Source organism: Cellulomonas algicola (genome assembly GCF_019024305.1).
GTDB classification, from domain to species: Bacteria; Actinomycetota; Actinomycetes; order Actinomycetales; family Cellulomonadaceae; genus Cellulomonas; species Cellulomonas algicola.
Map to the genome: position 1 here is coordinate 70,381 of NZ_JAHKSJ010000002.1, position 25,610 is coordinate 95,990.

At 74.1% G+C, this 25,610-nt stretch carries 24 protein-coding genes and 1 tRNA gene; 6 read left to right on the plus strand and 19 right to left on the minus strand.

All coding sequences use genetic code 11. From position 1 onward, the window contains the following. Positions 1–4 precede the first annotated feature (4 nt). Entirely contained in the window at positions 5–679 is a 675-nt protein-coding gene (locus tag KOV94_RS00375; protein WP_124343542.1) for a LytR C-terminal domain-containing protein, read from the minus strand. Further along, positions 676–1,062, minus strand: a complete 387-nt coding sequence (locus KOV94_RS00380; protein WP_235843487.1) for a type II toxin-antitoxin system VapB family antitoxin — start codon at positions 1,060–1,062, stop codon at positions 676–678. The genes KOV94_RS00375 and KOV94_RS00380 overlap by 4 nt, the downstream gene beginning before the upstream one ends. Positions 1,063–1,286: 224 nt before the next feature. On the opposite strand from KOV94_RS00380, the gene KOV94_RS00385 reads away from it, so the two are divergent. Then, complete coding sequence (locus KOV94_RS00385) at positions 1,287–2,009, plus strand: ABC transporter ATP-binding protein (protein WP_225915895.1); 723 nt, start codon at positions 1,287–1,289, stop codon at positions 2,007–2,009. After that, positions 2,006–3,361 carry an FtsX-like permease family protein gene (locus KOV94_RS00390; protein WP_218050916.1) on the plus strand — a complete coding sequence of 452 codons (1,356 nt, stop codon included), beginning with the start codon at positions 2,006–2,008 and terminating at the stop codon, positions 3,359–3,361. Before KOV94_RS00385 ends, KOV94_RS00390 begins: the two co-directional genes overlap by 4 nt. A 143-nt stretch (positions 3,362–3,504) precedes the next feature. On the opposite strand, the gene KOV94_RS00395 is transcribed toward KOV94_RS00390, so the two are convergent. Then, positions 3,505–4,656 (minus strand): hypothetical protein, encoded by a 1,152-nt coding sequence (locus KOV94_RS00395; RefSeq protein ID WP_218050917.1) that lies wholly within the window; start codon positions 4,654–4,656, stop codon positions 3,505–3,507. A 141-nt stretch (positions 4,657–4,797) separates the two neighbouring features. Between KOV94_RS00395 and KOV94_RS00400 the strand changes: the two genes are divergently transcribed. Beyond that, positions 4,798–5,202, plus strand: coding sequence for a YchJ family protein (locus KOV94_RS00400; RefSeq protein ID WP_124341271.1), 405 nt, complete (start codon positions 4,798–4,800; stop codon positions 5,200–5,202). 87 nt (positions 5,203–5,289) lie between these two features. Here KOV94_RS00400 and KOV94_RS00405 read toward each other — a convergent pair whose 3' ends face one another. From KOV94_RS00405 to KOV94_RS00415, 3 genes are all read right to left on the minus strand, one after another. Then, positions 5,290–5,493 (minus strand): cold-shock protein, encoded by a 204-nt coding sequence (locus KOV94_RS00405; RefSeq protein ID WP_124341270.1) that lies wholly within the window; start codon positions 5,491–5,493, stop codon positions 5,290–5,292. Between the two features lie 218 nt (positions 5,494–5,711). Continuing rightward, positions 5,712–6,812 (minus strand): fatty acid desaturase family protein, encoded by a 1,101-nt coding sequence (locus KOV94_RS00410; RefSeq protein WP_235843119.1) that lies wholly within the window; start codon positions 6,810–6,812, stop codon positions 5,712–5,714. Between the two features lie 150 nt (positions 6,813–6,962). Next, the gene (locus KOV94_RS00415) at positions 6,963–7,166 is read right to left on the minus strand and encodes a cold-shock protein (RefSeq protein ID WP_124341269.1); all 204 of its coding nucleotides are present in this window, start codon (positions 7,164–7,166) and stop codon (positions 6,963–6,965) included. 467 nt (positions 7,167–7,633) lie between these two features. On the opposite strand from KOV94_RS00415, the gene KOV94_RS00420 reads away from it, so the two are divergent. Beyond that, a complete protein-coding gene (locus tag KOV94_RS00420; RefSeq protein WP_124341268.1) occupies positions 7,634–10,225 on the plus strand; it encodes a rhamnogalacturonan lyase in 2,592 nt (863 codons plus the stop codon). 186 nt (positions 10,226–10,411) lie between these two features. On the opposite strand, the gene KOV94_RS00425 is transcribed toward KOV94_RS00420, so the two are convergent. The 13 genes from KOV94_RS00425 to KOV94_RS00485 form a co-directional block, all read right to left on the minus strand. After that, positions 10,412–10,753, minus strand: coding sequence for a UBP-type zinc finger domain-containing protein (locus KOV94_RS00425; RefSeq protein ID WP_124341267.1), 342 nt, complete (start codon positions 10,751–10,753; stop codon positions 10,412–10,414). Next, positions 10,750–12,204 (minus strand): ATP-binding protein, encoded by a 1,455-nt coding sequence (locus KOV94_RS00430; protein WP_218050918.1) that lies wholly within the window; start codon positions 12,202–12,204, stop codon positions 10,750–10,752. Before KOV94_RS00430 ends, KOV94_RS00425 begins: the two co-directional genes overlap by 4 nt. Further along, the gene (locus KOV94_RS00435) at positions 12,201–13,925 is read right to left on the minus strand and encodes an FAD-dependent oxidoreductase (RefSeq protein WP_308160294.1); all 1,725 of its coding nucleotides are present in this window, start codon (positions 13,923–13,925) and stop codon (positions 12,201–12,203) included. The genes KOV94_RS00430 and KOV94_RS00435 overlap by 4 nt, the downstream gene beginning before the upstream one ends. Before the next feature lie 110 nt (positions 13,926–14,035). Next, the gene (locus tag KOV94_RS00440; RefSeq protein ID WP_218050919.1) at positions 14,036–14,872 is read right to left on the minus strand and encodes a CPBP family intramembrane glutamic endopeptidase; all 837 of its coding nucleotides are present in this window, start codon (positions 14,870–14,872) and stop codon (positions 14,036–14,038) included. Positions 14,873–15,177: 305 nt separating this feature from the next. After that, a complete protein-coding gene (locus KOV94_RS00445; protein ID WP_124341265.1) occupies positions 15,178–15,726 on the minus strand; it encodes a PadR family transcriptional regulator in 549 nt (182 codons plus the stop codon). Between the two features lie 83 nt (positions 15,727–15,809). Continuing rightward, the gene (locus tag KOV94_RS00450; protein ID WP_124341264.1) at positions 15,810–16,205 is read right to left on the minus strand and encodes a type II toxin-antitoxin system VapC family toxin; all 396 of its coding nucleotides are present in this window, start codon (positions 16,203–16,205) and stop codon (positions 15,810–15,812) included. After that, on the minus strand, positions 16,202–16,435 hold the full coding sequence (locus tag KOV94_RS00455; RefSeq protein WP_124341263.1) for a FitA-like ribbon-helix-helix domain-containing protein: 234 nt from the start codon (positions 16,433–16,435) through the stop codon (positions 16,202–16,204). The genes KOV94_RS00450 and KOV94_RS00455 overlap by 4 nt, the downstream gene beginning before the upstream one ends. Positions 16,436–16,522: 87 nt before the next feature. Continuing rightward, positions 16,523–17,614, minus strand: a complete 1,092-nt coding sequence (locus KOV94_RS00460; protein ID WP_124341262.1) for a fatty acid desaturase family protein — start codon at positions 17,612–17,614, stop codon at positions 16,523–16,525. 345 nt (positions 17,615–17,959) lie between these two features. Further along, a complete protein-coding gene (locus KOV94_RS00465) occupies positions 17,960–20,689 on the minus strand; it encodes a glycosyl hydrolase 53 family protein (RefSeq protein ID WP_218050920.1) in 2,730 nt (909 codons plus the stop codon). A 222-nt stretch (positions 20,690–20,911) separates the two neighbouring features. After that, complete coding sequence (locus KOV94_RS00470) at positions 20,912–21,403, minus strand: SHOCT domain-containing protein (protein ID WP_225915896.1); 492 nt, start codon at positions 21,401–21,403, stop codon at positions 20,912–20,914. A gap of 110 nt (positions 21,404–21,513) precedes the next feature. Further along, a complete protein-coding gene (locus KOV94_RS00475; protein ID WP_218050921.1) occupies positions 21,514–22,524 on the minus strand; it encodes an RDD family protein in 1,011 nt (336 codons plus the stop codon). Between the two features lie 40 nt (positions 22,525–22,564). Beyond that, positions 22,565–24,187 carry a hypothetical protein gene (locus KOV94_RS00480; protein ID WP_124341259.1) on the minus strand — a complete coding sequence of 541 codons (1,623 nt, stop codon included), beginning with the start codon at positions 24,185–24,187 and terminating at the stop codon, positions 22,565–22,567. A gap of 78 nt (positions 24,188–24,265) precedes the next feature. Further along, positions 24,266–24,350 (minus strand) — tRNA-Ser (locus KOV94_RS00485). A gap of 112 nt (positions 24,351–24,462) precedes the next feature. On the opposite strand from KOV94_RS00485, the gene KOV94_RS00490 reads away from it, so the two are divergent. After that, positions 24,463–25,119 carry a GNAT family N-acetyltransferase gene (locus tag KOV94_RS00490; RefSeq protein ID WP_218050922.1) on the plus strand — a complete coding sequence of 219 codons (657 nt, stop codon included), beginning with the start codon at positions 24,463–24,465 and terminating at the stop codon, positions 25,117–25,119. 64 nt (positions 25,120–25,183) lie between these two features. Beyond that, entirely contained in the window at positions 25,184–25,564 is a 381-nt protein-coding gene (locus KOV94_RS00495) for a VOC family protein (protein WP_124344019.1), read from the plus strand. Positions 25,565–25,610: the final 46 nt, after the last annotated feature.

Here is a 25,610-nt window from a genome sequence, read left to right on the forward strand (position 1 = left end):
AGCGTCAGCCCTGCGGGGCCTGCTCCTCGGTACCGGCGGGGGCCTCCTCGCCCGCGCCGTCGGCGGCGGGCGTCTCCGGCTCCGGGGTCTCGACGGCGGCCTGGTCGAGCGGCACGCAGCCCTCGGGCGCGACGAGCGGCACGGACGGGTCGAGCACGACCTGGTCGGCGGGCGTGAGCTCGGCGAACTGCGTGCCGAGGGTCATGTCGACGGACGGGTCCTCGCGCGCGACGAGGTGCAGGTCCTCGCCCTCGAGCTGCGCGGCCAGCGTGTAGGCGGCGGCCGCGCCGGCGACGCCGAACGAGATCCGCGCGACCCCCTCGAACGCGGGTTGCGTGTTGCCCGAGCCCGCGACGACGAACCCGCGCTGCGTGAGCTCCGCGGCCGCGCCACCCGCGAGGCCGACGCGGCTCGTGCTGTTGAGCACGGTCACGGTCACCTGGTTGTACGCGAGCGGCAGAGCGCCGGCGGGCGGGCACGGGTCGGGGTCCGGGACCGGAGGAGGCGGTGCGGTGCTGAAGCCCCGCGCGACGAACGGCAGGCTCACGCTGCCCGTGTAGACCGCCGTGGCACCGAGCCCGGCGACCGCGAGCCCGGCGAGGAGGACGCCGAAGATGACGGCCTGCCGCTCGTGCATGTGCCGGCGGCGCAGCGCCCGGGCGCGGTCCAGGTCGCTCACGGCTCGACCGTCTCCGACGTCGCGTCCGACGCGAGGTCCTCGGCGGGCTCGCCGCCGGGCTCCTCCGCCGCCGACGCACCGCCGCCCGACTCGACGACGAGCACGCGCGCGTGCAGCACGGCGCGCTGCTGGAGCGCGGCCCGCACGGCGCGGTGCAGGCCGTCCTCGAGGTACATGACGCCCTTGTACTGCACGACGTGCGCGAACAGGTCGCCGTAGAACGTGGAGTCCTCGGCGAGCAGCGCGTCGAGGTCGAGCGTGCGCTTGGTCGTCACGAGCTGGTCGAGGCGCACGACGCGCGGCGAGACCTCGGCCCACTGCCGGGGGCTCTCGTACCCGTGGTCCGGGTAGGGTCTGCCCTCGCCCACCGCCTTGAAGATCACGGGTGGCAGTCTAGGTGGGACCGGCTGCCGGGCGAGCCGCGTCCACGATTCCTGTCCGGTATCACCCGGTGGGCGGCACGGGAGGCGACGAGAGGCCGACGTCGCGTCCGTCCCGGGTCGGACGCGCAGGAGTCGACGGTCGGTCCGCGGTCGGCGTCGACACCTCCGACGGCGGGACCGCCGGGGGACGCGCACCGCACGCCCGCCCGGGCACGCTGGACGGCATGAGCACCCCCGCCACCGGCGCCGTCCCCACGGTCGGCGACGCCGCGACCACCGTCCGTGTGTCCGCCCGCGGCCTCGTCAAGCGCTTCGGCGAGACGACTGCGCTCGCGGGCGTCGACCTCGACCTCGCCGACGGCGAGGCGCTCGCCGTGACCGGCCCGTCGGGGTCGGGCAAGTCGACGCTGCTGCACTGCCTCGCCGGGATCCTCGTGCCCGACGCGGGGACCGTCGCGCTGCGCGGCCGACCCGTGCAGGGGCTCGACGAGCGCGAGCGCTCGCTGCTGCGTCGCTCGCACTACGGGTTCGTCTTCCAGAACGGGCAGCTCCTGCCCGAGCTCCCGGCGGTCGAGAACGTCGCGCTCCCCGCGATGCTCACGGGCACACCGCGCCGGGAGGCCACTGATCTCGCCGCGCGCTGGCTGCACTCGCTCGGGCTGGCCGGCATGGAGGGCCGTCGCCCGGGTGAGCTGTCCGGCGGCCAGGCGCAGCGGGTCGCGGTCGCCCGCGCGCTCGTGACGCAGCCCGACGTGGTGTTCGCCGACGAGCCGACGGGCGCGCTCGACCAGGCCAACGGGTTCGAGGTCATGCGGCTGCTCACGCAGGCGACCCGGTCCGTCGGGGCGTGCCTCGTCGTCGTCACGCACGACCCGCAGGTGGCCGCGTGGTGCGGGCGCCGCATCGAGGTCCGTGACGGGCGCGTCGTCGAGGAGGTGCGCCAGTGAACGCGGTGGTCGCGCTCGCGCCCCACCTGCGCCGCGCGGGCGGCCGCGACACGCGCGTCACGACCGCGCTCTCGGTGACCGCGTTCGCCGTGTCGACGGCCCTCACGCTGTCCGTCCTCGGCGGCCTGCTCGGGTTCGCCGAGCGTGCCGCGCACCCCGCCGACGCCCTGCAGCGCGAGCTCGGCACGCTCTACGTGCAGCTCGCCTGGACCGCGCTCATCCTGCTCGTCGTCCCGCTGGTCACCCTCGCGGGTGCCGCCGCGCGCATGGGGGTGGCCCGGCGCGACGCGCGCCTCGCCACGCTCCGGCTGCTCGGTGCGACACCGCGCGAGGTCGTCGCGCTGTCGCTGCTCGAGACCTGCGTGCAGGGGCTCGTCGGGGCGGTGATCGGCGTGCTCGGGTACGTCGCGCTGCTCCCGCTGTGGGCGCTCGTGCCGTTCCAGGGCGGCACCTTCTCCGTCGGCGAGCTGTGGGTCGGCCCCCTCGTGGTGCTCGCCGTGCTGGTCGCCGTCCCCGTGCTCGCCGCCGTCAGCGGCCTCGTGTCGCTCCGCCGCGTCGTCGTGTCGCCGCTCGGCGTCGCGCGTCGCACCACGCCGCCCGGCCTCAAGGTCGTGCGCGTCGTCGTCCTCGCGGTCGCGCTCGTCGGCTTCGCGATCGCGACCGCCGCCGCCGGACGCCTCGCCGCGGCCCTCGTCGCCGTCCTGCTCGGGTTCCTCGCGGCGGGCTTCGGCGCCATGAACCTCGTCGGGCCGTGGGTGCTCGGGATCATGGGCCGCGTCCAGGCGCGCCGCGCACGCACCCCCGTCCGGCTGCTCGCCGCCCGTCGCCTCGCCGACGACCCGCGCGGTGCCTGGCGCGTCGTCGGCGGGCTCGGGCTCGCCGGGTTCGTCGCGGGCGCGCTCGCCGTCGTCCCCCTGTTCACGTCGGGCCAGCAGGTCGACCGGCAGGGCGAGATCCTCAACGACGACCTCGTCACGGGCGCGATGCTCACGCTCGTCATCGCGTTCCTGCTCGCGGCCGTGTCCGCCGGGATCCAGCAGGCGTCGACCGTGCTCGACCGCCGCCGCGAGTACGCGCTCGTCCACCTCGCGGGCATGCCCGTCGAGCTGCTCGACGCCGTGCGTCGCCGCGAGGTGACCGGGCCGATGGTGCGCGTCGCGGGCGGGTCGTCGCTCGTCGCCGTCGTCATGCTGTCGCCGCTGTTCAAGACAGCCGCGTTCGCCGACTGGCGCGGGATCGTCCTGCTCGTCGGCTGTCTGGTGGGCGGCTGCCTGCTCGTCCTCGCCGCGACCGAGACCAGCCGCCCGCTGCTCCGCTCGGTCCTCGCCGAGCCGCTGGTCCGCGCGGACTGACCGCGCGCGGCCGGGCACCTCCCGGCGCGGCCGAACCCGTCACGGTGCGGCCGGCCGCGTCGGCGGACGGGTCGACCGCGTCGACAGGCCGGCCGGCCGCGTCGACGGGCCGTCCCACCGCGTCCGCGAGCGGGCCGGACGCGTCAGCGGACCGTCCAGCGCAGCGCGTGCGTCGAGCCGTCGGGCGCGAGCACCGTGCCCATGACGTACCGGCCCGCGACCGCCTGCGCGGTCACGACGCCGTCGATGCCCGCGCCGAGGTCGACGAAGCGGCCGCGGTCCAGCAGGAACGCGCTCGTCCGGCTCGGGTCGGACGCGGGCGTGAACTGGCCGACCACGCGGTGCCGGTCGTCCGTCGCCGTGGCGTGGGTCGAGACGTCGGCGGGGCCGAGCGGCACGTAGCGACGTCCGTCCCAGCGGTAGGCCCGCTCCGTCCCGGCGGGGTCTGCGCGCAGGTTGAGGACCGCGTGCCCGTGCTCGTCGACGGCCACGGGCAGCGCCTCGCCGATCCCCGGCGGCAGACCGAGCCACGTCTGCACGCCCGCCCGCCACAGGAACGGCCCGCCCTGGTACGCGGTGCCGAGCACCCAGCCCGAGTCCGACAGGTCGACGACGGCGTTGCCACCGAAGACGAACGGGTCGCCGATCGGCGTGAACGTCCCGGCCGACCACAGGTAGCCGAGCTCGAAGCTCTCGGGACCCAGGCCGATCCCGAGCACGCGCCCGCGGTCGTCGAGGTCGACGAGCCTGCTGCTCGGGCCGGCGAAGCCCGGCACCGGACCCAGGTCGACACGCGTCCCCCGCGTCCAGACGAACGGGTTCCTGCTGAAGTCGCCGTCGAACGTCAGGACGGTCCCGGCGACCTGCCCCTTCGCGTTCACCTGCTCGGCGCCGACCTCGCCGAGCGGCACGGTGCGCCGCCCGGTGCGCAGCTCCGACACCGTGGGCCCGCCGGCGAGCGCGGTCACCTGCACGACGACCTGGCCGCGGTCGTCCACGTCGGGCGCCTCGGCGCTGTCCGCGTCGGGCGTGAGGTCCGTCATCCGCCCGCGCTCCCACGAGAACGCGTGCCACCGGCCGTCGGCCGTGAGCGACCGCCCGACCACCTGCCCGCGGGCGTTCACCGCCTGCGCCACGGTGTGCCCGCCACCGAGCGAGCCGAGGTCGACGACCGGCGGACGCCCGTGCCCTCCGTGCGTCGTCGCGGGCGGTGCGGCACCGGCCGGTGCGGCGACGAGCGCCGCGGGCAGCAGGGCGACGGCCGCCAGGGCCGTCAGGAGTCGTCGACGTGCCATGCGGACCGCCCCCGGTCTCGTCGGCCCCCGGCGTGACCCGCGGGGCGACCAGCCCGTCGCTCCGGTGCGCGGACCGGTTCTCCCGTCCTAGCCCTCGGGCCCGACGGGGACAACGGGCGCGCGGGGTGATATCCCCGGTGCATGACCGGTTCGACGCGCCCGTCCGACGACTCCCGCTGCCCGTGCGGCACCGGCCTGGTGCTCGGGGAGTGCTGCGGCCCGACCCTCGACGGGCGCCCGGCACCGACCGCGGAGGCGTTGATGCGCTCGCGGTTCACGGCGTTCGCGGTCGGCGACGCGGCGTACCTGCGGGCGACGTGGCACGCGTCGACGCGCCCGCGCGACCTGGTCCTCGACGACGACGTCGAGTGGCGGTCGCTGGAGATCCGCGCCACCTCGGCGGGCGGGCCGTTCGACGACGCGGGCGTGGTGGAGTTCGTGGCCCGCTACCGCGAGGGCGGGGTGCGCGGGGCGCTGCACGAGACGAGCCGGTTCGTGCGGGAGGGCGGTCGGTGGTCGTACGTCGACGGGACGCTGTCGCCCTGACCGGACCGTCGGGACGCACGGACGCGACGAGGCCCCGGCCGCTGCTGCGACCGGGGCCTCGTGCTCAGAGCGTCTGCGTGGAGACGATCAGAGGGGCGTGATGTTCGACGCCTGCGGGCCCTTGGGGCCCTGCGTCACGTCGAACTGCACCTTCTGGTTCTCCTCGAGCGAGCGGTAGCCGCTCGTCTGGATGGCCGAGTAGTGCGCGAAGACGTCGGGTCCGCCGTCCTCGGGGGCGATGAAGCCGAAGCCCTTCTCCGCGTTGAACCACTTCACGGTGCCAACAGGCATGTTCTCTCTCTTCTCACGTGCGGTACTGACAACCCCGACAGACCGGGACCGGTGATCACGGTGGTCGTCGTCCGACACCGGCAGGGGTCCTGACGGCGAGCGTGACAAGCGAGGCAACGCGACTACGGGAAGAGGGTACGCGAGAGAGCCCTTCGTGGCACTGCCCTTCTTGAGCCGGTCTCACCCGGTCAGACGAGGACGGAGTCGGGCAGACCCGGTCAGACCCGGTACGCCGCGACCATCGGGCACACGAACGGGTCACGGTCGCCCAGCCCGACGGTGTTGAGGTGACGCACGACGATGGCGTACGACCTGGCCAGCGACACCTGCGTGTAGGGGATCTGGTGGGTCGCGCAGTACTCGCGGACGATCGGCGCGACGCGGCGCAGGCTGATCGACGGCATCGACGGGAACAGGTGGTGCTCGACCTGGTGGTTGAGCCCTCCCATCACGACGTCGAGCCAGCGGCCACCGCGGATGTTGCGGCTCGTGAGCACCTGACGGCGGAGGAAGTCGATGCGCGCGTCCTTGGGGACGAGCGGCATGCCCTTGTGGTTCGGCGCGAAGGACGCGCCCATGTACAGGCCGAAGAGCCCGAGCTGGACGGCGAGGAACACGGCGGCCTTGCCGGGCGACATCACGGTGAGGACGAGCGCGAGCCAGCCGCCGAGGCGGACGGTGAGGAACAGCGCCTCGACCCACCGGCGCTGCATCGGGCCGGGCTGGGCGAGCCGCTTGACGCTCGACACGTGCAGGTCGAGGCCTTCGAGGAGCAGCAGGGGGAAGAAGAACCAGCCCTGCCGCGCGAGGAACCAGCGGGCGAGCGGGGAGCGGCGCTTCTCGACGTCGCCAGGGGTGAACGAGAGCACGGGCAGGTCGATGTCCGGGTCGGCGTCGACCTGGTTCGGCTTGGCGTGGTGCCGGGTGTGCTTGCGCTGCCACCAGCCGTACGACAGGCCGACGAACAGGTCGGCGAGGACGAGGCTGGCCCAGTCGTTGGCGCGACCGGAGCGGAAGATCTGCTTGTGGGCGGCGTCGTGGCCGAGGAACGCGATCTGCGTGAAGACGACGGCCGCGACGGCGGCGAGGGCGACCTGCCACCACGAGTCCCCGAGGAGGACGACCCCGGCGACGAGGCCGGCGACGGCGACGACGGCGCCGCTGAGCCGCGCGGCGTAGAAGCCGTAGCGGCGGCGCATGTACCCGGCCTCCTGGATGGTGCGGGTCAGCGCGGTGAAGCTGCTGGTGGGGTGGGGGCGCTCGGCGGTGCTGGTGCCTGCGCGGGCGCCGGCGGGGCCGGCGGGGCGGATCTCGGTCACGGTGGTCCGTCTCTGCCCCGTGCGGGGCCGGTCGCGTGCTGGTGGAGCGGGCGACGGGTGCGCGGCGGCGATGGACGACGACGACCCGCAGTACGACGCGGGCGCCCCAGCACGGTCGTGCTGGGGCGCCCGGTCAGGTACGGCGCTGGATCAGGCCGGCGTGATGTTCGACGCCTGCGGGCCCTTGGGGCCCTGCGTGACGTCGAACTGCACCTTCTGGTTCTCCTCGAGCGAGCGGTAGCCGCTGCTCGCGATGGCCGAGTAGTGCGCGAAGACGTCGGGGCCGCCGTCGTCGGGGGCGATGAAGCCGAAGCCCTTCTCGGCGTTGAACCACTTCACGGTGCCCAGGGGCATGATGCTCTCTTCTCTGTCGGTGTGGTGCGTGACAACCCCGGGTGTCCGGGACCGGTGAATCACGGTGTGTCGTCCGTCCGCTGCCGAGAGGATCTCGAGAACGTCGTGCCGGGGTCGCCCCGCGGCGGTGATGACAACTGCGACTACACGGCCACCGTACGGCACGCGGTGCGGTTATGGGGTACCGGGTGCGGGATGTGTGCACGACGGGCACCCGGCGCGCACCTCTCCTCAGGCGCACGGTGACGCCGGGACGCGGCCTCCGACGCCTCCTCGCCGCTCGAATCCGCCGTGGACAGCGGTTTCCGCAGGATGGTGGCGCTCCCATCCTCACTTTCCGTCGAATCGCCCGTCGGGGGTTCAACCGGGACGGACCGCCGGGGTACGGTCGCGGGCAGGCCGAGGGCAAAGGCGCCCCGGCCGCTCTTGCCGTCCGGGGAGCCCTAGCGCTTTGAAAGGATTCAAGGATGAGTCTTCCCCGTCTCCACGGCCGCCTCGCGGCAGCCACCGGGACCGCAGCCCTGCTCGTCGGCTGCCTCGCCGTGCCCTCCGTCGCCGCCCCCGGGGTGCCCGCGACGGGTGCGCAGGGCGGGAAGCACGACGGGCCCGACCGCCTCACGCTCGAGCGGCTCGACCGCGGCCTCGTCGCCGCGACGACCGGCCAGGGCGTCTTCCTGTCGTGGCGGCTGCTCGCCCCCGAGGTCACGGGTGCGACCGCCACCGGCCAGACCGGCCCCGACTTCGCCGTCTACCGGGACGGCACGAAGATCGCCACGGTCTCCGACTCGACGAACTACCTCGACGCCGCCGGGACCGCCGGCTCGCGCTACCGCGTCGCGGCCGTCGTCGACGGGGTCGAGGTCGACGGAGCCGACGCGAGCCCGTGGGCGCAGGCGTCGGTCGACCTCCCGCTGAAGAAGCCCGCCGACGGCGTCACGCCCGTCGGCGAGGCGTACACGTACTCCGCGAACGACATGAGCGTCGCGGACGTCGACGGCGACGGCGCGTACGAGTACGTCGTCAAGTGGGACCCGTCGAACTCCAAGGACGTCAGCCAGGTCGGGTACACCGGCAACGTCTACGTCGACGCGTACGAGCTCGACGGCACGCAGCTCTGGCGGATCGACCTCGGCGTGAACATCCGCGCCGGCGCGCACTACACGCAGTTCCCCGTCTACGACTTCGACGGCGACGGCAAGGCCGAGCTCATGATGAAGACGGCGCCCGGTTCGACGATCACCACGTACCGCGCCGACGGGACCGTGAAGTCCGAGAAGTACGTCTCCATCCCGAAGGACGACCGTAAGGCCGGGGTCACCGACACGACCGACTACCGGCTCAGCAAGCAGGGGTACTACGAGCACGTCGTGGCGATGTTCCGCGGCTGGGCCGACCGGCCCGAGGTCACGTCCGGGCAGTGGCCGGCGACGCTCGAGGAGGCCTTCGGCATCGCGCCGCAGTACACCTACCCGCTGTCCGACACCGACGCCCGCGCGCTCACCGACTACTTCATGGACGTCTACGCGCCCAGCCGCAGCGCGCGCAACGTGCTGCGCAACTTCGAGGGCTTCGTCGTCGACGGCCCCGAGTACCTCACGGTCTTCGCGGGCGACACCGGCAAGGAGCTCCAGACCGTCGACTACAAGCCGGGCCGCGGCGACGACGGGCTGCTCTGGGGCGACTACGCGATGGCCCGCATCGAGCCCGGCAACCGCGTCGACCGGTTCCTGTCCGGCGTCGGGTACTTCGACGGCAAGACGCCGTCGGCCGTGTTCGCGCGCGGCTACTACACGCGCACGACGGTCGTCGCGTACGACTGGGACGGCAAGAAGCTGAAGGAGCGGTGGTACGTCGACTCCGGCCACGTGCCGCTGACGAACCCGTTCAACGACGGCCCGCACGGGCGCGACGGCACCGACCCCGAGTTCGGCACGATCACCACGCAGGGCTTCCACTCGCTGTCCGTGGCCGACGTCGACGCCGACGGCCGTCAGGAGCTCGTCTACGGGTCCGCGACGATCGACGACGACGGCTCGCTGCTCTACTCGTCGTTCGACACGCTGCCCGCGGGCAGCGCCGACCCTGGTGCGGACGTCCGCCTGGGCCATGGCGACGCGATGCACGTGACCGACATCGACCCCGACCGCCCCGGCCTGGAGATCTTCACCGCGCACGAGGGCGCCACGTACGCGCCCTACGGCATGGCGATGCGCGACGCCGCGACCGGCGAGGTCCTGTTCGGCGTCTACTCCGGCCGCGACACCGGCCGCTCGATGGTCGGCGACGTCCTGCCCGGCACCCGCGGGCTCGAGGCGTGGGCGTCGCTGCCCGGCGGCACCAACTCGCTCGGCCTGTACTCCGCGGACGGCGTCGTCACGCCCGGCCCGATCCCCGGCACCAACCAGTCGATCCGCTGGGCCGCCGACGGGACGACGCAGATCGTCAACGGCTCGGGCGACCAGGACGTCACGATCGACGACTGGAACCGCGGCCGGCTGCTCACCGCGACCGGCACCCGCGCCAACAACGGCACCAAGGGCAACCCGTCGCTCGTCGCCGACGTCCTCGGCGACTGGCGCGAGGAGCTGCTGGTGCGCACCGCCGACTCCTCGGCGATCCGGATGTTCGTCTCGACCGAGGTGACGAGCCACAAGCTCGCGACCCTCATGCACGACCCGCAGTACCGCGCCGAGGTCGCGCGTCAGCAGACGACGTACAACCAGCCGTCGTACCCGGGCTTCTACCTCGCGTCCGACACCGACTACACGCAGGTGCCCGTCGCGGACTTCTGGGCGCCCGGCAGCATCGACGCCCTGGCGTCGGCCGTGAAGGCCCGGATCGACGCCCGCGAGATCCGCGGACCCGTCGCCGCCGTCCTGCTCGCCGCCGTCAAGACCGCCGACGTGGCGGCCGACCACGGCAACGAGAAGATCGCCGTGAAGTCGCTCGAGGCGTTCGTCACGGCGCTCACGCCGAAGAGCCGCGTGTCGAGCGTCTCGGACAGCGCCCGGGTCGCGCTGACGCACCAGGCGGAGCAGGTCGCCGCGATGCTCGACTGACCGACCCACCCGGCCGGCACCCCTCCGCCGGCCACGCCGCCGCAGCTCCTCCTGCGACGGCACGAGCGCCCGGGACCCCGACCAGGTCCCGGGCGCTCGGTCGTCCGTGCGTCGAGGCAGCCCGCCCGGCCGCGGCCGCGGCGGTGCGCGCGTCCTGACCGCGCCGCGCGGAGGCTGCGCGCCGGATCAGTGGATGAGGTCGCGCCAGTTCTCCGGCACGCGGTCGCGCGGTGCGGGCGGGCGCTGCGCGTCGGGGCGCGCCTCGGGCGGGGCGAGCGGCGGGCCGTCGACGGGCACGCCGTCGGCGTAGTCCCACCACCAGTCCTCGCCGGGCTCGAACGAGCGCATGTAGCGGTGGCCCGTCTCGCGCCAGTGCGCGGTCGCGTGCTGGGCGGGCGACGTGTCGCAGCAGCCGACGTGGCCGCAGTGCGCGCACCGGCGCAGGTGCACCCACCACCCGCCGTCGGCGTCGCACTCGGCGCAGCCGGTGCCGCTCGGCGGGACGGTGGTGTCGACGTCGATGCTCACGAGGCCTCCGGTGGGGTGAGGGGCAGGCGGACGAGGAAGCGGGTGTCGCCGGGGTGCGACGTCACGCGGAGGTCGCCGTGGTGCTTGCCGACGACGATGCGCCACGAGATGTCGAGGCCGAGCCCGGTGCCGGACCCGACCGGCTTGGTCGTGAAGAACGGCTCGAACACGCGGTCGACGATCTCGGGCGGGATGCCGGGGCCGCTGTCGGCGATCTCGACCTCGAGCCAGTCGTCGACGCGACGCGTCGTGATCGTGAGGCGGCGCTGGTCGGGCGGCATCTCGGCGAGGGCCTGGCGGGCGTTGTCGATCAGGTTGGTCCAGACCTGGTTGAGCTCGGCGCCGTGCACGAGGACGGGCGGCAGCGACCGGTCGTAGTGCCGGACGACGTCGACGCCCTTGAGCTTGGCGTCGAGCATCGTCAGGGTGCTGTCGAGCAGGACGTGGACGTCGGCCTCCTGCTGCGCGGCACGGCCGATCTGCGAGTACTGCTTGGCGGCCTCGACGAGCGTGGAGATGCGGGTCGTCGCGTCCTCGACCTCGTTCATCAGCAGCTCGGTCTCGAGCGTGTAGCCGAGCCAGTGCGCGGCGCCCGCGACGACGTTCTCCGGGATCCCGCCGACGTGGTCCTCGAGCCACTGGGGGTCGATGCCGGCCTCGACGAACGAGTGCGCCATCTCGGCGTTGTCGCCGACGCCGTGGTCGTCGAGCCAGTCCGCGACGTCGTCCTCCCGGTCGGACGTGTCGAGCGCCGACAGCGGCGGTCGGCCGCGTGCCTCCTCCAGGGCCGCGACGGCCTTCTCCTGCAGCTCGATGATCTGCACGAGCTCGTCGCGGTCGTACGCACCCGACGCGACGAGCGCGAGCTTGCTGCGCATCCGGGCCACCCGCTCGCGCAGGGTCGCGGTCGCGCGGGTCGCGGCCGACGCCGGGTTGTTCAGCTCGTGCGTCAGGCCCGCCGACAGCGCCCCCAGCGCCAGCAGGCGCTCCCGCTGGGCCGTCGCCGTCTGCATGCTCTTCTGCCCGAAGAACAGGCCTTCGAGCAGGTGCATCGCCATCGGGAACCAGGTGTGCATGATCTCGGAGAAGTCGGCCGCGGGCAGCACGTAGAACCGCGACGGTGCCAGCACGCGCAGCGAGTGCAGGTAGCGGCGCGCCTCCTCCTGCTGGAGGTAGGCGTGCCAGGCGCCCGCGTAGACGCCGACCTGCGACGTGCGGCTGATCTCGACGTCGTCGGTGCCGACCCGCCGGTACAGCGCGAGCGACCCGTCGAGCAGCACGTAGAACGCGTCGGCGGGCTCGCCCTCGCGGAAGACGAAGCCGGGCTCCTGCCGCTCGACGTGCCCGCGCGAGCACAGGAACAGCAGCTGCTCGTCGTCCAGCTTGTCGAACAGGAAGAGCGTGCGGAGCTCCGCGATGTCGCAGGGCAGGCGGTCGGGTGTCGTCGTCACAGCTGCTCCAGGTACCGGTGGACGAGCATGACCGCCATCGCTCCCTCGCCCACGGCGGACGCGACGCGCTTGGCCGACTCGGCACGGGCGTCGCCCGCGACGAACACCCCGGGTCGGCTGGTCTCCAGGTGGTAGGGCGGCCGGTCGAGCGGCCAGCCGCTCGGCGGTCGGCCCTCGTCGAGCAGGTCGGGCCCGGCGAGCACGAAGCCGCGCGTGTCGCGGGCGACCGTCCCGTCGAGCCACTCGGTGCGCGGGACGGCGCCGATGAACACGAACAGGTGGCTCGTCGGCACCTCCTCCTTCTCGCCCGTCGTCGAGTCCCGCAGCACGAGCCGCTCCAGGTGGTCGTCGCCGATCGCCTCGACGACCTCGCAGCACGTGCGGACGTGCACCTTGGGGTTCGCCGCGATCTGCTCGATCAGGTAGTGCGACATCGACGCCGACAGCCCCTCGCCGCGCACGACGAGCGTCACCGACCGTGCCGTGCGGGACAGGTGCATCGCCGACTGCCCCGCCGAGTTCGCGCCGCCGACGATGTAGACGTCCTGGTCGGTGCACGCCGGCGCCTCCGTCAGCGCCGACCCGTAGTAGACGCCCCGCCCGGTGAGCGCCGCGAGCCCCGGACCGTCGAGCTCCCGGTACGAGACCCCGTTCGCCAGCAGCACCGTGTGCGCGCCGACGACGTTCCCGTCCCCTAGCCGCACGTGCCGCGCCGCACCGTTGACCTCGAGCGAGACGACGTCCGCCGCGAGCACGATCTCCGCACCGAACCGCAGCGCCTGCCGCCGCGCGCGCTCCGTGAGCTGCGCACCCGAGACGCCGTCGGGGAAGCCGAGGTAGTTCTCGATGCGCGAGCTCTGCCCCGCCTGACCGCCCGTCGCGACGCGCTCGATGAGCGCCGTGCGCAGGCCCTCCGACGCGCCGTACAGCGCCGCCGACAGGCCCGCGGGGCCGCCGCCGACCACGACCAGGTCGTAGAAGTCCGTCGCGGGCGACGTCGCGAGCCCGACGCGGGCGGCCAGCGTCGCGTCGTCGGGGGCCTGCAGCGGCTCGCCCTCGGGCGTCACGACGAGCGGCACCGCCGACTCGTCCGCACCCGCCGCCTCCAGCAGCCGGCGCCCCTCGGGCGAGTCCGAGGAGAACCACCGGTACGACACCTGGTTGCGCGCCAGGAACTCCCGCACCTCCGACGACCGCGCCGACCAGCGGTGGCCCACGACCTTCGCCTGCGGCACGGGCGGCGGTGCGCTCGCGGCCCACGCGTCGAGCTGCGCGTCGATGACGGGGTAGAGCTTCTCCTCCGGCGGCGCCCACGGCTTGAGCAGGTAGTGGTCCAGGTCGACGACGTTGACCGCGTCGATCGCCGCCTCCGTGTCCGCGTACGCGGTCAGCAGGACCCGCCGGGCCTGCGGGAACAGGTCCATCGCCTGCTCCAGGAACTCGATGCCGGTCATCCCCGGCATCCGGTGGTCCGCGAGCAGCACCGCGACCTGCTCGCCGCGCAGCTTCAGCTCGCGCAGCGCCTCCAGCGCCGCGTCGCCCGACTCGGCGCGCACGATCCGGTAACCCGCGCCGTAGCGGCGGCGCAGGTCACGGGCGACCGCCCGGGAGACGGCCGGGTCGTCGTCGACGGACAGGAGCGCGGGGCGCGGGGCGGTGTCCTCCGGGGCGGCGTCCGTGCGGTCGGGGTGGGTGGTGAGGGCCGGGGTGCTCGACGTCACCTGGGCATCGTGCCTCGCGATCCGGCTGCTGTCAGCGGTCTGAGGTGATCCCGTGGCCGACCGCGCCCCTGGTCCGGTTGACGGCGGGCCCGGCCGGACCAGCGGCTGCGTCAGTCGTCCGAGCCCCAGCGGCGCCACACGACCACCGCCGTCAGGACGAGGAGAGGCAGGACGACGAGCGACTCCGGCCGCGCCGCGAACGCCAGCGGGCTGTCGATGCGCACGACGTCCGCGTCGAGCAGCGCGAACGCGACTGCGTTGGCGACGCCGTGCTCGACGACCGCCGGCCAGACGCTGCCCGTCCGGGCGCGCATCACGCCGAGCACGACGGCCATCGCGAGGACCGCGACCGTGAACAGCGGCACCTGCAGCGCGAGCGGCACGTCGGTGTACTCGGAGCCCATCGCGAGGATGTACGGCACGTGCCAGACGGCCCACAGCGCCCCCACGGCGAGGTGCCGCCGCAACCCGGCGACACCGAGCGCCTGGAGACGCGGCTCCAGGTAGCCGCGCCACCCCCACTCCTCGAACAGGGCGAACAGCGTGCGGGCCACGAGGCCGGTCGCGACGAGCGTCCCGAACAGCGGAAGCCCGCCGTCGCCCGCGTGCACGTGACCCGTCAGGGCCCCGACCAGCAGCGCGACCGCGGCCGCGACGGGGAACCACAGCGCGCCGAAGACGTACCAGCCGCGCTCGCGGCCGATCCCGAGGCCCGCGTCGGCCCAGCCGTCGCGGCCGAGCGTGCGCAGCGCGACCGCCGTGAGGATCGGGCTCAGGACGAACAGCAGCGCGCCTGGGCTCGTCGCCTTGTCCTGTGCGCCGGCGAGCGTGAGCGCGCCGAGGACGGACAGGGCCATGACGCCGACGGCGTAGATCGTGACGTTGCGCCACGACGCGGGGCGGGGCGTGCGGGTGCGGGCGCGGCGGGTGGCGGTGGACGCGGACATCGCGGGTCTCCTCGTGCGGTGCGGTGCGGTGCGGTGCGGTGCGGTGCGGTGCGGTGCGGTGCGGTGCGGTTCGGCGGCTGCGGCGTGCGGTGCGGTGCGGCAGGCGTGCGGGGTCTCGCCGTCCCCCCGGGGACGCGTGCGGGGTCGGTCGAGACCGACATGGCTGCCGTTCCGGGGTCGCGAACGGCAGCCATGCCGGTGTGGACGTGGTGCAGACGTGGCGTGGCGGGGTCGGACGTCGGGCCCGGGTCCCGGTTGGGCCGGCATGACGTCGGAGGGTCGGGGTCAGATGTCGGAGCGCGGGGTCAGGCGTCGTCGAGCTCGGTGAGCAGGTCCTCCACCCAGGTGAGCTCGGCGCGGGCGTGGACCAGGCCGTTGGACAGGGTGGCGAGCCGCAGCCGGACGGGCAGCGGGACGTCACCACCGGCCTGCGCGAGGGCCTGGTCGTTGAGGTGGCGGGTCTGCTCGAGGACCGCGACGAGCTCGCGGGCCTCGGCGGCGCGCTCGTGCAGGACCGCGCGTGCCTGCTCGACGCCGAGGCGTCCGACGAAGAACAGGCGGACGAGGAACGACTCGCGCGACGGGACGTACTCGACGGGGGAGGCGAGCCAGCGGTCGAGCTCGGCCTCGCCCGAGGGCGTGATGGAGTGCTCGCGCCGGTCGGGGCGGCCCTCCTGCGGGATGGTGCGGACGTCGACGAGGCCGTCGGCGGCCAGCACGGTGAGCGTGCGGTAGATCTGCGCCTGGTCGGCCGGCCAGAAGTGCGCGACCGACTCCTCCATGTGCTTGCGCAGGTCGTAGCCGGTCATCGGTGCGACCGACAGGAACCCGAGCACGGCGTGCTTCAGCGACATGTCCCGACCATAGGTGACACGTCCTATATAAGACAAGACATCTATCGGGCTACGCGGCTCGTTCCGATCGCCGGGCGGTGGTCTCAGTCGAGCAGCAGCTCGCAGCGGACACCGGGAGCGCGCGCGAGTCGGCGGTCGCGCGTGAGGAGGGGGCAACCGAGGAGCGCCGCGAGGGCGACGTAGGCGGCGTCGTACGCGGTGACGGCACCCGACAGCCGCCAGATCTCCGCCTGCAGAGTCGCGAACGGCCAGAGATCGAGGGGGAGGGCCGCGAGCCCGTCGAGAGCCAGCGTCGCCTCGGCATCCGACAACGCGCCGGTGGCGCGGTGGCGGCGTAGCACGTTCGTCACCTCGTACGGCAGCAGGTCGGGCGCCGCGACCCGGGCGCCAGCCAGATGACGTGCGACCACCTCGCCGTCGCCCGCCGGGTCCAGGAGGAGAGTGATGACGGCGGACGCGTCGACGACGAGGAGCGTCACCGCCGGTCGGCGTCGAGGTCGTCGATGACGCGCGCGAGATCGAACGGCGGGTACGTCCGCGCGCGAGCGCGGATCGCTGCGACGGCGTCGGCTGCGGTCGGGTGGGCGGAGAGATCGATGAGCTGAGCCCGCAGGTACTCCTGCAGCGACCGTCCGCTGCGGGCGGCGCGGGCGGCGAGCTCGTCCCGGACGTCGTCGGGGACGTCGCGCACGGTGATGGTGACGCTCATGCCGCCATCGTAGCGGCGATGCATGCAGAATGCAGTCACGACCTCCGTACAGCGCCGCGACTCGGCGGGGGTCGCGACGGCCGTCTGTCAGGCGCGGTAGGCGGCGGTGATCGGGCAGGCGAACAGGTCGCGGTCCGGGCGGCCGACGGTGTTGAGGTGGTCGACGATCATCCGGTACGACCGCACGAGCGACACCTGCGCGTAGGGGATGCCGCGCGCCTCGCAGTAGGCGCGGACGATCGGCTGCGCGCGGCGCAGCGCCGCGCGGGGCATCGACGGGAACAGATGGTGCTCGACCTGGTGGTTGAGGCCGCCCATGAGCACGTCGACCCAGCGGCCGCCGCGGATGTTGCGGCTCGTCAGCACCTGGCGGCGCAGGAAGTCGACGCGCGCGTCCTTCGGCAGCAGCGGCATGCCCTTGTGGTTCGGCGCGAACGACGCGCCCATGTAGAAGCCGAACAGCGCGAGCTGCACGACGGCGACGACGAGCGCCTTGAGCGGCGACATGACGGCGAGCACGAGCGCGGCCGCGCCGACCAGGCGGACCGCGAGGAACGCGATCTCGGTGCTCCGACGCTCGAGCGGCTCGCGCGACAGCACGCGCCGCACGGCGGCGACGTGCAGGTTGACGCCCTCGAGCAGCAGCAGCGGGAAGAAGAAGAACCCCTGCCGGGCCAGGTACCACCGCGACCACGCCGACTCGCGCGCCGCGATCTGCTCGGGCGTGAAGGACAGGACCTTCATGTCGATGTCGGGGTCGGTCCCGACCTTGTTCGGGTTCGCGTGGTGGCGGGTGTGCTTGTGCTGCCACCAGCCGTGGCTGAGGCCGACGAACAGGTTCGCGAGGACCAGGCTGGCCCAGGTGTTGGCGCGGCCCGACGCGAAGATCTGCCGGTGCGCGGCGTCGTGCCCGAGGAACGCCACCTGCGTGAGCACGACGGCCGCGACGACGGCGACCGCGACCTGCCACCACGAGTCGCCCACCAGCACGACCGCGGCGACGAGGCCCGCCATCGCGACGACAGCCCCGGAGAGGCGAGCGGCGTAGTGTCCGGGCCGGCGCGCCATGAGGCCCGCGGCCTGCACGGCGTGCGCGAGCTCGGTGAAGTCGCTGACCGCGCGGCGACGCGAGCCGGCGGAGCCGTCGACGTGCGAGGCGGGGAGGGCGGTCGTGCTCATGGGCTGTCCGTCCAGTCGGTCCGGCCGCGACGCGGCGGGGCGCGAGGCGACGGAGTCTCGGGCGCACGTCGCCGGATCGCCCTGGCTCGACGGAGACGACGAAGGCCCCGGCCGGGTCGACGGCCGAGGCCCGTGCTGTGAAGTCCCGCCCACGGTACGTCAGAGACGGTGCTCGCGTGCGGTGAACCGTCCACCGGTCACACGCGTGCCTGTGAGTTCGCGACGGCTCAGCACGACGGCCGCGTTCCGTGCGACGGCAGTGCTCCGCACGACGGGAGGGCGCCGCGCGACGGGAGCCCGGGGCCGTCGCGACCCGGGGCTCCCGTCGTGCGGGCGTGCCGTGCGTCAGGCGGTGGCCCGACCGGCGCGCGCCCTCCGCCGCGTCGCGACGACGACTGCCGCACCGCCGAGGAGGAGGAGCAGCACACCCGTCGCGAGAGGCGCCGCGAGGTCCGCGCCGGTCGTGGCGAGCGACGCGCCGGCGACCCGGATCTCCACCTGCGCGAGCACCACGCCCGTGGCGTCGCGCACCTGCAGGTGGTGGAGGCCGGGGGACAGCGTCGTCGGGATCGTGACGGTCGCCGTCCCCGTGCCGCCCACGACCGGGACGGTCGCGAGGCGCTGGTAGGTGCTGGCGACGCCGACCTCGACCTGCGAGCCGGCCACGCCGGTGACCGTCACGGTGACCGTGTCGCCCGGCCGGACCGTGGTCCGGCTGGCGGTGATCGCCGGACCGCTCGCCGACGCCGACGCGGTCGGGGCGGGCGTCGTCGTCGGGCTCGACGTCGGCGTGGTCGTGGGCGTGCTCGTCGGCTCGTTCGTGGGCGTGGGCGTCACCGTCGGCGTGGGCGTGACCGTCGGTGTCGGGGTGGCGGTCGCCGCGGGTTCCAGCCCGTCGACCGCATCCGTCACGAGGGCCGTCACGCTGTCCACGTCCTGCTGCGTCGGCTGCCCGGCGGCGAGGATCACACGACCCGACGCGACCGCGTCGTCGAGGACCGCGACCGACTCCGGGGTCCACGCGTCGCGGTCGACCGCGTCGGCCGACGCGAGCGCCGCCTGCAGCGCGGTCGTGTCGACGGTCGTCGCCGCGACCGTCGGCTCGAGCCGGACGTCGTCGATCACGCCCCACGCGGGCGCGTCGAGGCTCAGCCAGGCACCGACCTTCACGAGCCCGTCGTCACCGACGACCACGTCGGGGACGGTGAACGTCGTCGGCTTGTTCCAGCCCGCGAGCCAGACGGGAGTCGACCGCGTGCCGCTGGTCTCGTTCCACGCCCAGATGCTCAGGTCGGTGCCCGTCTGGTCGCCGCCGTGCAGCGTGGCCGACAGCGTGTACGTGCCCGCGGGGACGCCCGTCAGCTGCTGGCTGAGGTCGACCGTGAACGGCGTGCCCGCCCAGAACGCGACCGCGCGGGTGCCGTCGGTCGCGTTGCCGGTCGCCTTGATGGCGTTGTCGCCGGACGCGACGGAGTAGGTGAGGTCCCACATGCTCGTGTCGGCGTCCTCGAAGGACCCGTTCACGACGACGTTCTCCGCACGCACGTGGACCGTCGCGACGGTGTCGACGCCCGTCGACGTCCGCCCGGGGATGCGGTAGGTGCCGGTCCCGCGGATCCAGCTCAGCGCGCCGCCCCACGTGACGGACGCGGTCTCCTGCGTGCCGTCGTTGTAGCGGACGGTGATCGTCGACGGCAGCGTCACGGGGTCGCCGAGGCGGACGTCGACCACGGGCTTCTCGACGGACGTGGGGACGCGCGCGGTCGTCGCGCCGGTGCGGACGTACCGGAACACGTCGAGGGACTCGAGCGGCGTGCCGTCGAACGCGAACAGCGCCTGGTTGTCCCACGCGGAGCCGCCGTGCCAGTCGCGCGCGTCCTCGTCGTACCCGCCGGCGTAGCTCGACGCCCAGCCGGACCCGAACTGCTCCCACCGGGCGTTCTGCGACGCCCAGTCCGAGGGCCCGCCGACGGGCAGCCACGCGGGCTCCCAGTAGAAGACGCCGATGCCCGCGTCGCCGACGGCGTGCACGGCCGCGATGACGTCGCGCACCAGGTCGGCCTGGCCCTGCACGCTGATCGGGTACACGGGCGTGGTCGAGGTGTTGATCGTGTTGCCGTGCTGGTCGCCGTTGTCCGTCGTGTACGCCCACGACGTCTCGGCGACCATGACCTTCTTGTCGTACGTGTCGGCGACGTGCTTCAGCATGCTCGTCAGGTTCGTCAGCGAGCCGTGCCACATCGGGTACCACGAGCTCGCGAACACGTCGTAGTCGACGTCCGCCCGGTCGAGGATGCCCGCGTAGGTCGCGTACCGGCCGTTCTCCGGGTTGGTGAAGTGCAGCGCGACGAGCGCGTCGTCGCCGTAGTCGGACGCGCGGACGGCCGCCGACCCCGCCGCGTAGACGGCGACGCACGGCGCCCACGACGCGTCCGTGGCGCTCCCGGACTCGCAGCGGATGCCCGCGATGCCGTTGTTCGACTCGTTGCCGATCTGCACCATGCCGACGTCGACGCCGGCCGCGGAGAACGCGTCGAGCGCGTCGGCGGTGAAGTCGCCCGCGGCGTCGGCGCGCTCGGCGTCGGTCAGGCCCGCCCACGCCTTCGGCACGTGCACCTTGGCCGGGTCGGCCCAGAAGTCGGAGTAGTGGAAGTCGACGAGCACGCGCAGCCCGGCCTCGGTCGCGCGGCGCCCGATCTCGACCGCGCGGTCGACGTCGACGGTCCCGCCGCCGTAGCCGTGGCCGTCGGCGTCGTACGGGTCGTTCCAGACGCGGACGCGGACGTCGGTGATGTCGTGGTCGGCGAGGACCTCGAAGAGGTCCGCCTGCTGGCCGTCGGAGTCGCGGAAGACCGTGCCGCTCTCCTCGAGCGACAGGACGGAGGACACGTCGACGCCGGCCGCGAAGTCGGCGGGGAGGCCGTCGACCTTCTCGACGAAGATGCCCGCGTCGACGGGGCCGGGGTCCTCGGCCGCGGCGGACAGGGCGGTGGGGGCGAGGATCGCCGCACCCACGGCGATCGCGGCGGTGGTGGCTCGCGCGGCACGCGTCGCGCGGGATCTGGTGGGCGTCATGACACTCCGTCGAGTCGAACGCGGTACCGCACGCGCATCGTCGCGCTGTGCACGGTCCCAGCCTGAGACCGTGCACAACATACGACAGCAAGGGCGGGGAAGCGCAAGAGCTGGACCGCCGACGAGACACAACCGTGACCGTTCACAGCGTGGCGCCGCCCTCACCCCGGCCAGGAGAAGGGGTGCAGGCGGCGCCGCCAGGTGAAGGGGAGCAGGCTGGGGTCAGGCGCCCGACAGCAGACGCGCCTTCGCCGCCTCGAACTCCGCGTCCGACAGGTGCCCGGCCGCGCGCAGCGAACCGAGCCGCTCGAGCCGCTCGAGGAGGTCGCCCTCGCCCTCGGGGCCGACGGTGCCCGACGTGGGCGCACCCGGCGCTGTCGCGTCGGTGCCGGCGGTCTCCGGCGGTGCCGCGACGACGCTGAACGGCCGCTTCGCGGCGGCCGCCTCCTCCTCGCGCTTCTCCTCGAACGCGTGGTAGCCCTCGCGTGCCGCGCCGACCGCACCCTTGCCCGCGACGACCGCGCCGTTCGCGATCGCGACCCCGGTCTCCGCCGCGATCGCCACGGCCTCGCCGCTGCGCGTCGTCAGCATCGACTTCGTCTCGTCGCTCACGGGGAGGAAGCCGATGCCCTTGCTGAGCCCGCGGTGCACGTCCCGGGCGAACCCGTGCCGCTGCAGCCGGGCGTCGAGGTTCGAGCGCGTCTCGTCGGTCATGGTGCCTCCGTCGTCCGTGGCCGCGGTTCGCGGCTGCGTGCGGTCGTCCGCGTCAATCTAGGCCACGGTGCGCGCAGACGGCGCGTCCAGGCGCCGGCACCCCGCCGACGTCACCAGTCGACGCGCGGCGACGGCGGAAGCTCCGCGGCTTCGACGCCGAACCCCAGCACGCACAGCACCTCCGACGTCCCGTCGACCTTCCCGGTGAGCTCGACGAGCGCGCCCGGGCCCGCGTCGTCGAACACGCGGCGCGGGACCGTCAGCTCCGGCACCTGGGTCACGTCGTCGGTCCAGGCGGCACCGTCACGGAACGCGACCGTCGAGCGCCACGCCGCGTCGCCGTCCGCCTCGACCACCGCCACGTCGAGCGTCGTCCCGTCCGGGTCGGCACCGGGGGCGAGCGTCCAGGACAGCACGACCGGCGGCCGCGCCGGTGACAGCCGCCGGATGCCGATCCGCGTGACCCACACGTCCCCGGGCTCGCGTCCGGACACCGTCGCCAGGCCCGAGGCGTGGTCGGGGGCGAGGGTGCACTCGACCCTCGTCTCGCCGCTCTCCGTCACGGCGGGGGACAGCACGAGCGCCCCGGCGGTGACGGTCGCGACGCCGACGACCACCGGCACCGGCACGTCCACCCGCGCCCGCACGACCACCGTCCGCACGACCGAGTCGGCGAACGTCTGCCGCCGCGGGTGCCACAGCGGCCGCAGCCAGCCGACCAGCAGGATCCAGTCGAGCGCGTGCAGGAGGTCCCGCAGCACCGTGACCGGCAGCCCCGCAGGCCGCCCGTCGCGCTCCCGGACCACGCGGACGCCGACCATCGCCCTGCCCGGCGTCATTCCGGTGAACGCCTGGAGCACCAGCAGCAGGGCGACCGCGCCGGAGGTCCACCACGAGAACCGCCCGTCGGGCTCGATGCCCGGCACCGCCGAGAGCGGCAACCACGGCACGGGCCGGAACGGCACGGGCGCCACCGACCCCGTCGCGAGCCACGCGACCGCCGCGACGAGCAGCCCGTCCGCGACCGACGCGACCGCCCGCCGCCACCACGCCGCATACCGAGGGCCCGCTGGAGCGGTTGGCTCGGCACCCGTCGCCGTCGTGGCCTCGGTCGTCGTCACCCGCGGATCGTCCCACTGGCCGTCGTCCGGTGAGGGTCGTTCACGTGCCCTCGGTGGCGACGACCTCAAGCCGCAGGATCCGCCCGTCCAGCAGCCCGACGGCGAGCCGTCCCGGTCCGCAGGTGCTCACGGAGAGCGGGACGACGGGCGCGCCGTGCACCGCGAGCTCGACGGCCTCGAGCAGAGCGCCCGTGACGGCGTCGGCGCGCACGAGCCACCCGTTGGACGTCGTGATCACGAGGACGCCCTCCTCCTCGAGCGCGTCCGTCGCCACGCCCGGCAGGTCCAGCGTCCAGCGAGCCGCGCCGGCGGGGTAGTCGCGTCGGACCGCGAACGGGCCGTGGCTGCCGGAAGACGCGTGGACCTCGCCGCAGTGGACGATGCCGGTCCCGAGCTCGTCGTCGACGTAGACACCGGGACCACCGAACAGGTGGCGTTGCTCGGTCCCCTGCCAGTCGAGGGGGAAGAGCCGCTCCAGCTCCGGCCTGCCACCGGCGGCGACGACGCGGGTGACCCACTTGTCCAGGTGGGGCTTCTTCTCGTCGGTGCCGACCAGGACGAGGGGATCCGGTGCGCCCGCGATGTCGAACCAGTGGTTGAACAGGTCGTACCCCGTCGTCGCCACCCGGCCGACGGTCCGTCCCGCCGGGTCGATCACCAGGGAGTCGGTCGAGGTCGCGTCCCGGGTCGCCGGTCGGAGCAGCGAGTACGGGCCGGTCGACCCGACGACGACGGACGCGCTCTCGGGGACGAGCTCGCCGACGACCGCGCCCGTCTCCTGGTCGAGGACCTGGTGCTGCGACTCGTGGCGCGGGGGCCGGCCGTCGATCCACGGCGGCCGCAGCGCGACGGTGGTCGCGACGGTGGTCGCGTCGAGGGCCGTCAGCTGGCACCCCGTCCCCGTCGTCGGGATCCGCCACCCCGGGGCGTCCCCTCCGGTCGCGTCCCACCGCTCGGCGGCGACGCCGTCGCACGCGGCGAGCACCGATCCGTCCGGGCGTCCGGCGACGCTCCACACCGCACGCCTCAGGGCCCACGCGCGGCCGGCCTGGGCTGCGAGACGCTGCAGCGCGGCCCGGGCACCCGCGCGGTCGGGCTGCGGGTAGACGAAGGGGACCGACTCCGCGTCGTGCGTGGACAGGTCGAGCTCGCGGTCACGCAGCTCGCGCCAGGGCGCCTCGATCTCGAAGGCGTCGCCCACCAGGTCCTTCCAGTCGGCGACGTCGTCGTCGTGCCACGGCGCCAGCACGACGGCCAGCCGCTCGTCGTCGACCCACCGGACCGTGCGGACCTGGCGTGCGTCGCGGAGCGGGCTGACCCGCCGTGCCCGTTCGAGGTCGAGGAGGAGGAGCTCGCCCTCGAAGCTGTAGCCGCCGTCGTACGCGCCCGTCCCGACGGCCACGAGCGTCCCCGACGGGTGGATCGCGACGTCGTTGACCGGGCGTCGGAGCGACTCGACCTGCCGGCACGCGAGGTCGGTGCGGTCGTAGACGCCGACCCTGGCGTGGGCCCGTGACGCCGTGCCGGCGCCGAACCACTGGGAGTACGGCAGCTCGCCGGCCACGACGACGACGTCGTACGCCGGGTCGTCGACGACGAGCGTCGGGTCGCCGATCTCGGCGAACGGCTGGTCGGCGAGGACGTCGAGGTGGTGAAGGGGCACGCGGCGATCCTGCCGCACGACGCGTCGACGACGAAGGGCCCGCGCTGCACGGTGGCAGGTCACGGGCCCTTCGGGCGGCGGAGGATGGGGGATTCGAACCCCCGAGGGCTTTCACCCAACACGCTTTCCAAGCGTGCGCCATAGGCCACTAGGCGAATCCTCCAGGCGGGCCCAGGGTACTCGACCCGACCGCGATCTCCGAAACGGGCGACGGGGACGGGGTCGGGCGGCCACGATGGGGTGTCGGTCGGGGACGCGGCGACGAGGAGGGCGCGATGGTGGTGGCGCAGGACGCGGACGGAGACGTCGCGACGGTCGAGGGTGCGCAGATCCGACGGGCCCGCCCGGCGGACCTCGCGGCGACGCGGACGGTGCTCGCCCGGGCGCTCGCGCACGACCCGCTCATGGACTGGATCTTCGGCCTGCGGGCGGACCGGTCGGCGGCGGTCGCGGCGTTCCTGTGGGGCGCGATCGAGGAGTACGTGCTCGCGGGCAACGCGTGGCTCGCGGTCGACGACCGCCGGGCTGTGGGAGCGGCGGCGTGGCGGGTGCCGGGCACCGAGGCGACGGGGGCGGACGGTGGTCCCGCGCTGCCCGGGCCGTCGACCCTCGGGCTGCTGCTGCCCGCGGACCGCGTCGTGCTGGTGCGTGAGGGGTTCGCGGCGATGCACGACCTGCTCCCCGACGAGCCGCACGCGCTCCTGCACTTCCTCGGCGTCGACGCAGACCGGCGGGGCTTCGGCCTCGGTGCGGCGCTGGTCGAGGCCGGGCTCGCGGGCGTCCCGGACCACCTGCCCGCGCACGTCAACACGACGCTCGAGAGCAACGTCGCGTTCTACGTCGCGCGCGGCTTCACGCACGTCGGCGCGGTGCGGCTCGGGCCGCGCGGACCGCAGATGCACGGGCTGCGCCGACCCGCTCGCCGCCCCTAGTCTGGCGAGGTCCGGCCCGGCGCGGACGGCGGCGGGCACGAGCGCGACGAGCGGAGCGACGGCCATGGCGCACGGCGACATCACGCATGTCGACATCCCCGCGGACGACATGCAGCGGGCGACGACGTTCTACCGGACGGTGTTCGGGTGGGACGTGCAGGAGTTCCCCGGGTTCGAGGGGTACCCGATGTGGCGGGCCCCGAACCAGATCAGCGGCGGCGGCTTCGGGCCGCGCGGCGGCGACCTGCAGGCACCGCGGTCGACGATCGAGGTCGACTCGATCGAGGACGCGCTCGCCGCGGTCGAGGCGAACGGCGGCAAGGTCGTCCGCGGCAAGGAGGAGATCACGCCGACCAGCTGGTGGGCGGTCTTCGAGGACTCCGAGGGCAACCAGATGGGTCTCTACGAGGGCACCACGGACACGGACGCGTCGGACGCGGGCTGACGGGCGACGCGGGACGGCCCACGCGACGTCGCGCACGTCGATGTCC

Excerpts from the sequence above, each read along its gene's own strand:
- KOV94_RS00490 (WP_218050922.1), top strand. The coding sequence starts at position 24,463 with ATGGTGGTGGCGCAGGACGCGGACGGAGACGTCGCGACGGTCGAGGGT.
- KOV94_RS00395 (WP_218050917.1), bottom strand. The coding sequence starts at position 4,656 with ATGGCACGTCGACGACTCCTGACGGCCCTGGCGGCCGTCGCCCTGCTG.
- KOV94_RS00405 (WP_124341270.1), bottom strand. The coding sequence starts at position 5,493 with ATGCCTGTTGGCACCGTGAAGTGGTTCAACGCGGAGAAGGGCTTCGGC.
- KOV94_RS00400 (WP_124341271.1), top strand. The coding sequence starts at position 4,798 with ATGACCGGTTCGACGCGCCCGTCCGACGACTCCCGCTGCCCGTGCGGC.
- KOV94_RS00445 (WP_124341265.1), bottom strand. The coding sequence starts at position 15,726 with ATGTCGCTGAAGCACGCCGTGCTCGGGTTCCTGTCGGTCGCACCGATG.
- KOV94_RS00460 (WP_124341262.1), bottom strand. The coding sequence starts at position 17,614 with ATGAGCACGACCGCCCTCCCCGCCTCGCACGTCGACGGCTCCGCCGGC.
- KOV94_RS00420 (WP_124341268.1), top strand. The coding sequence starts at position 7,634 with ATGAGTCTTCCCCGTCTCCACGGCCGCCTCGCGGCAGCCACCGGGACC.
- KOV94_RS00440 (WP_218050919.1), bottom strand. The coding sequence starts at position 14,872 with ATGTCCGCGTCCACCGCCACCCGCCGCGCCCGCACCCGCACGCCCCGC.
- KOV94_RS00455 (WP_124341263.1), bottom strand. The coding sequence starts at position 16,435 with ATGAGCGTCACCATCACCGTGCGCGACGTCCCCGACGACGTCCGGGAC.
- KOV94_RS00465 (WP_218050920.1), bottom strand. The coding sequence starts at position 20,689 with ATGACGCCCACCAGATCCCGCGCGACGCGTGCCGCGCGAGCCACCACC.
- KOV94_RS00385 (WP_225915895.1), top strand. The coding sequence starts at position 1,287 with ATGAGCACCCCCGCCACCGGCGCCGTCCCCACGGTCGGCGACGCCGCG.
- KOV94_RS00415 (WP_124341269.1), bottom strand. The coding sequence starts at position 7,166 with ATGCCCCTGGGCACCGTGAAGTGGTTCAACGCCGAGAAGGGCTTCGGC.
- KOV94_RS00470 (WP_225915896.1), bottom strand. The coding sequence starts at position 21,403 with ATGACCGACGAGACGCGCTCGAACCTCGACGCCCGGCTGCAGCGGCAC.
- KOV94_RS00495 (WP_124344019.1), top strand. The coding sequence starts at position 25,184 with ATGGCGCACGGCGACATCACGCATGTCGACATCCCCGCGGACGACATG.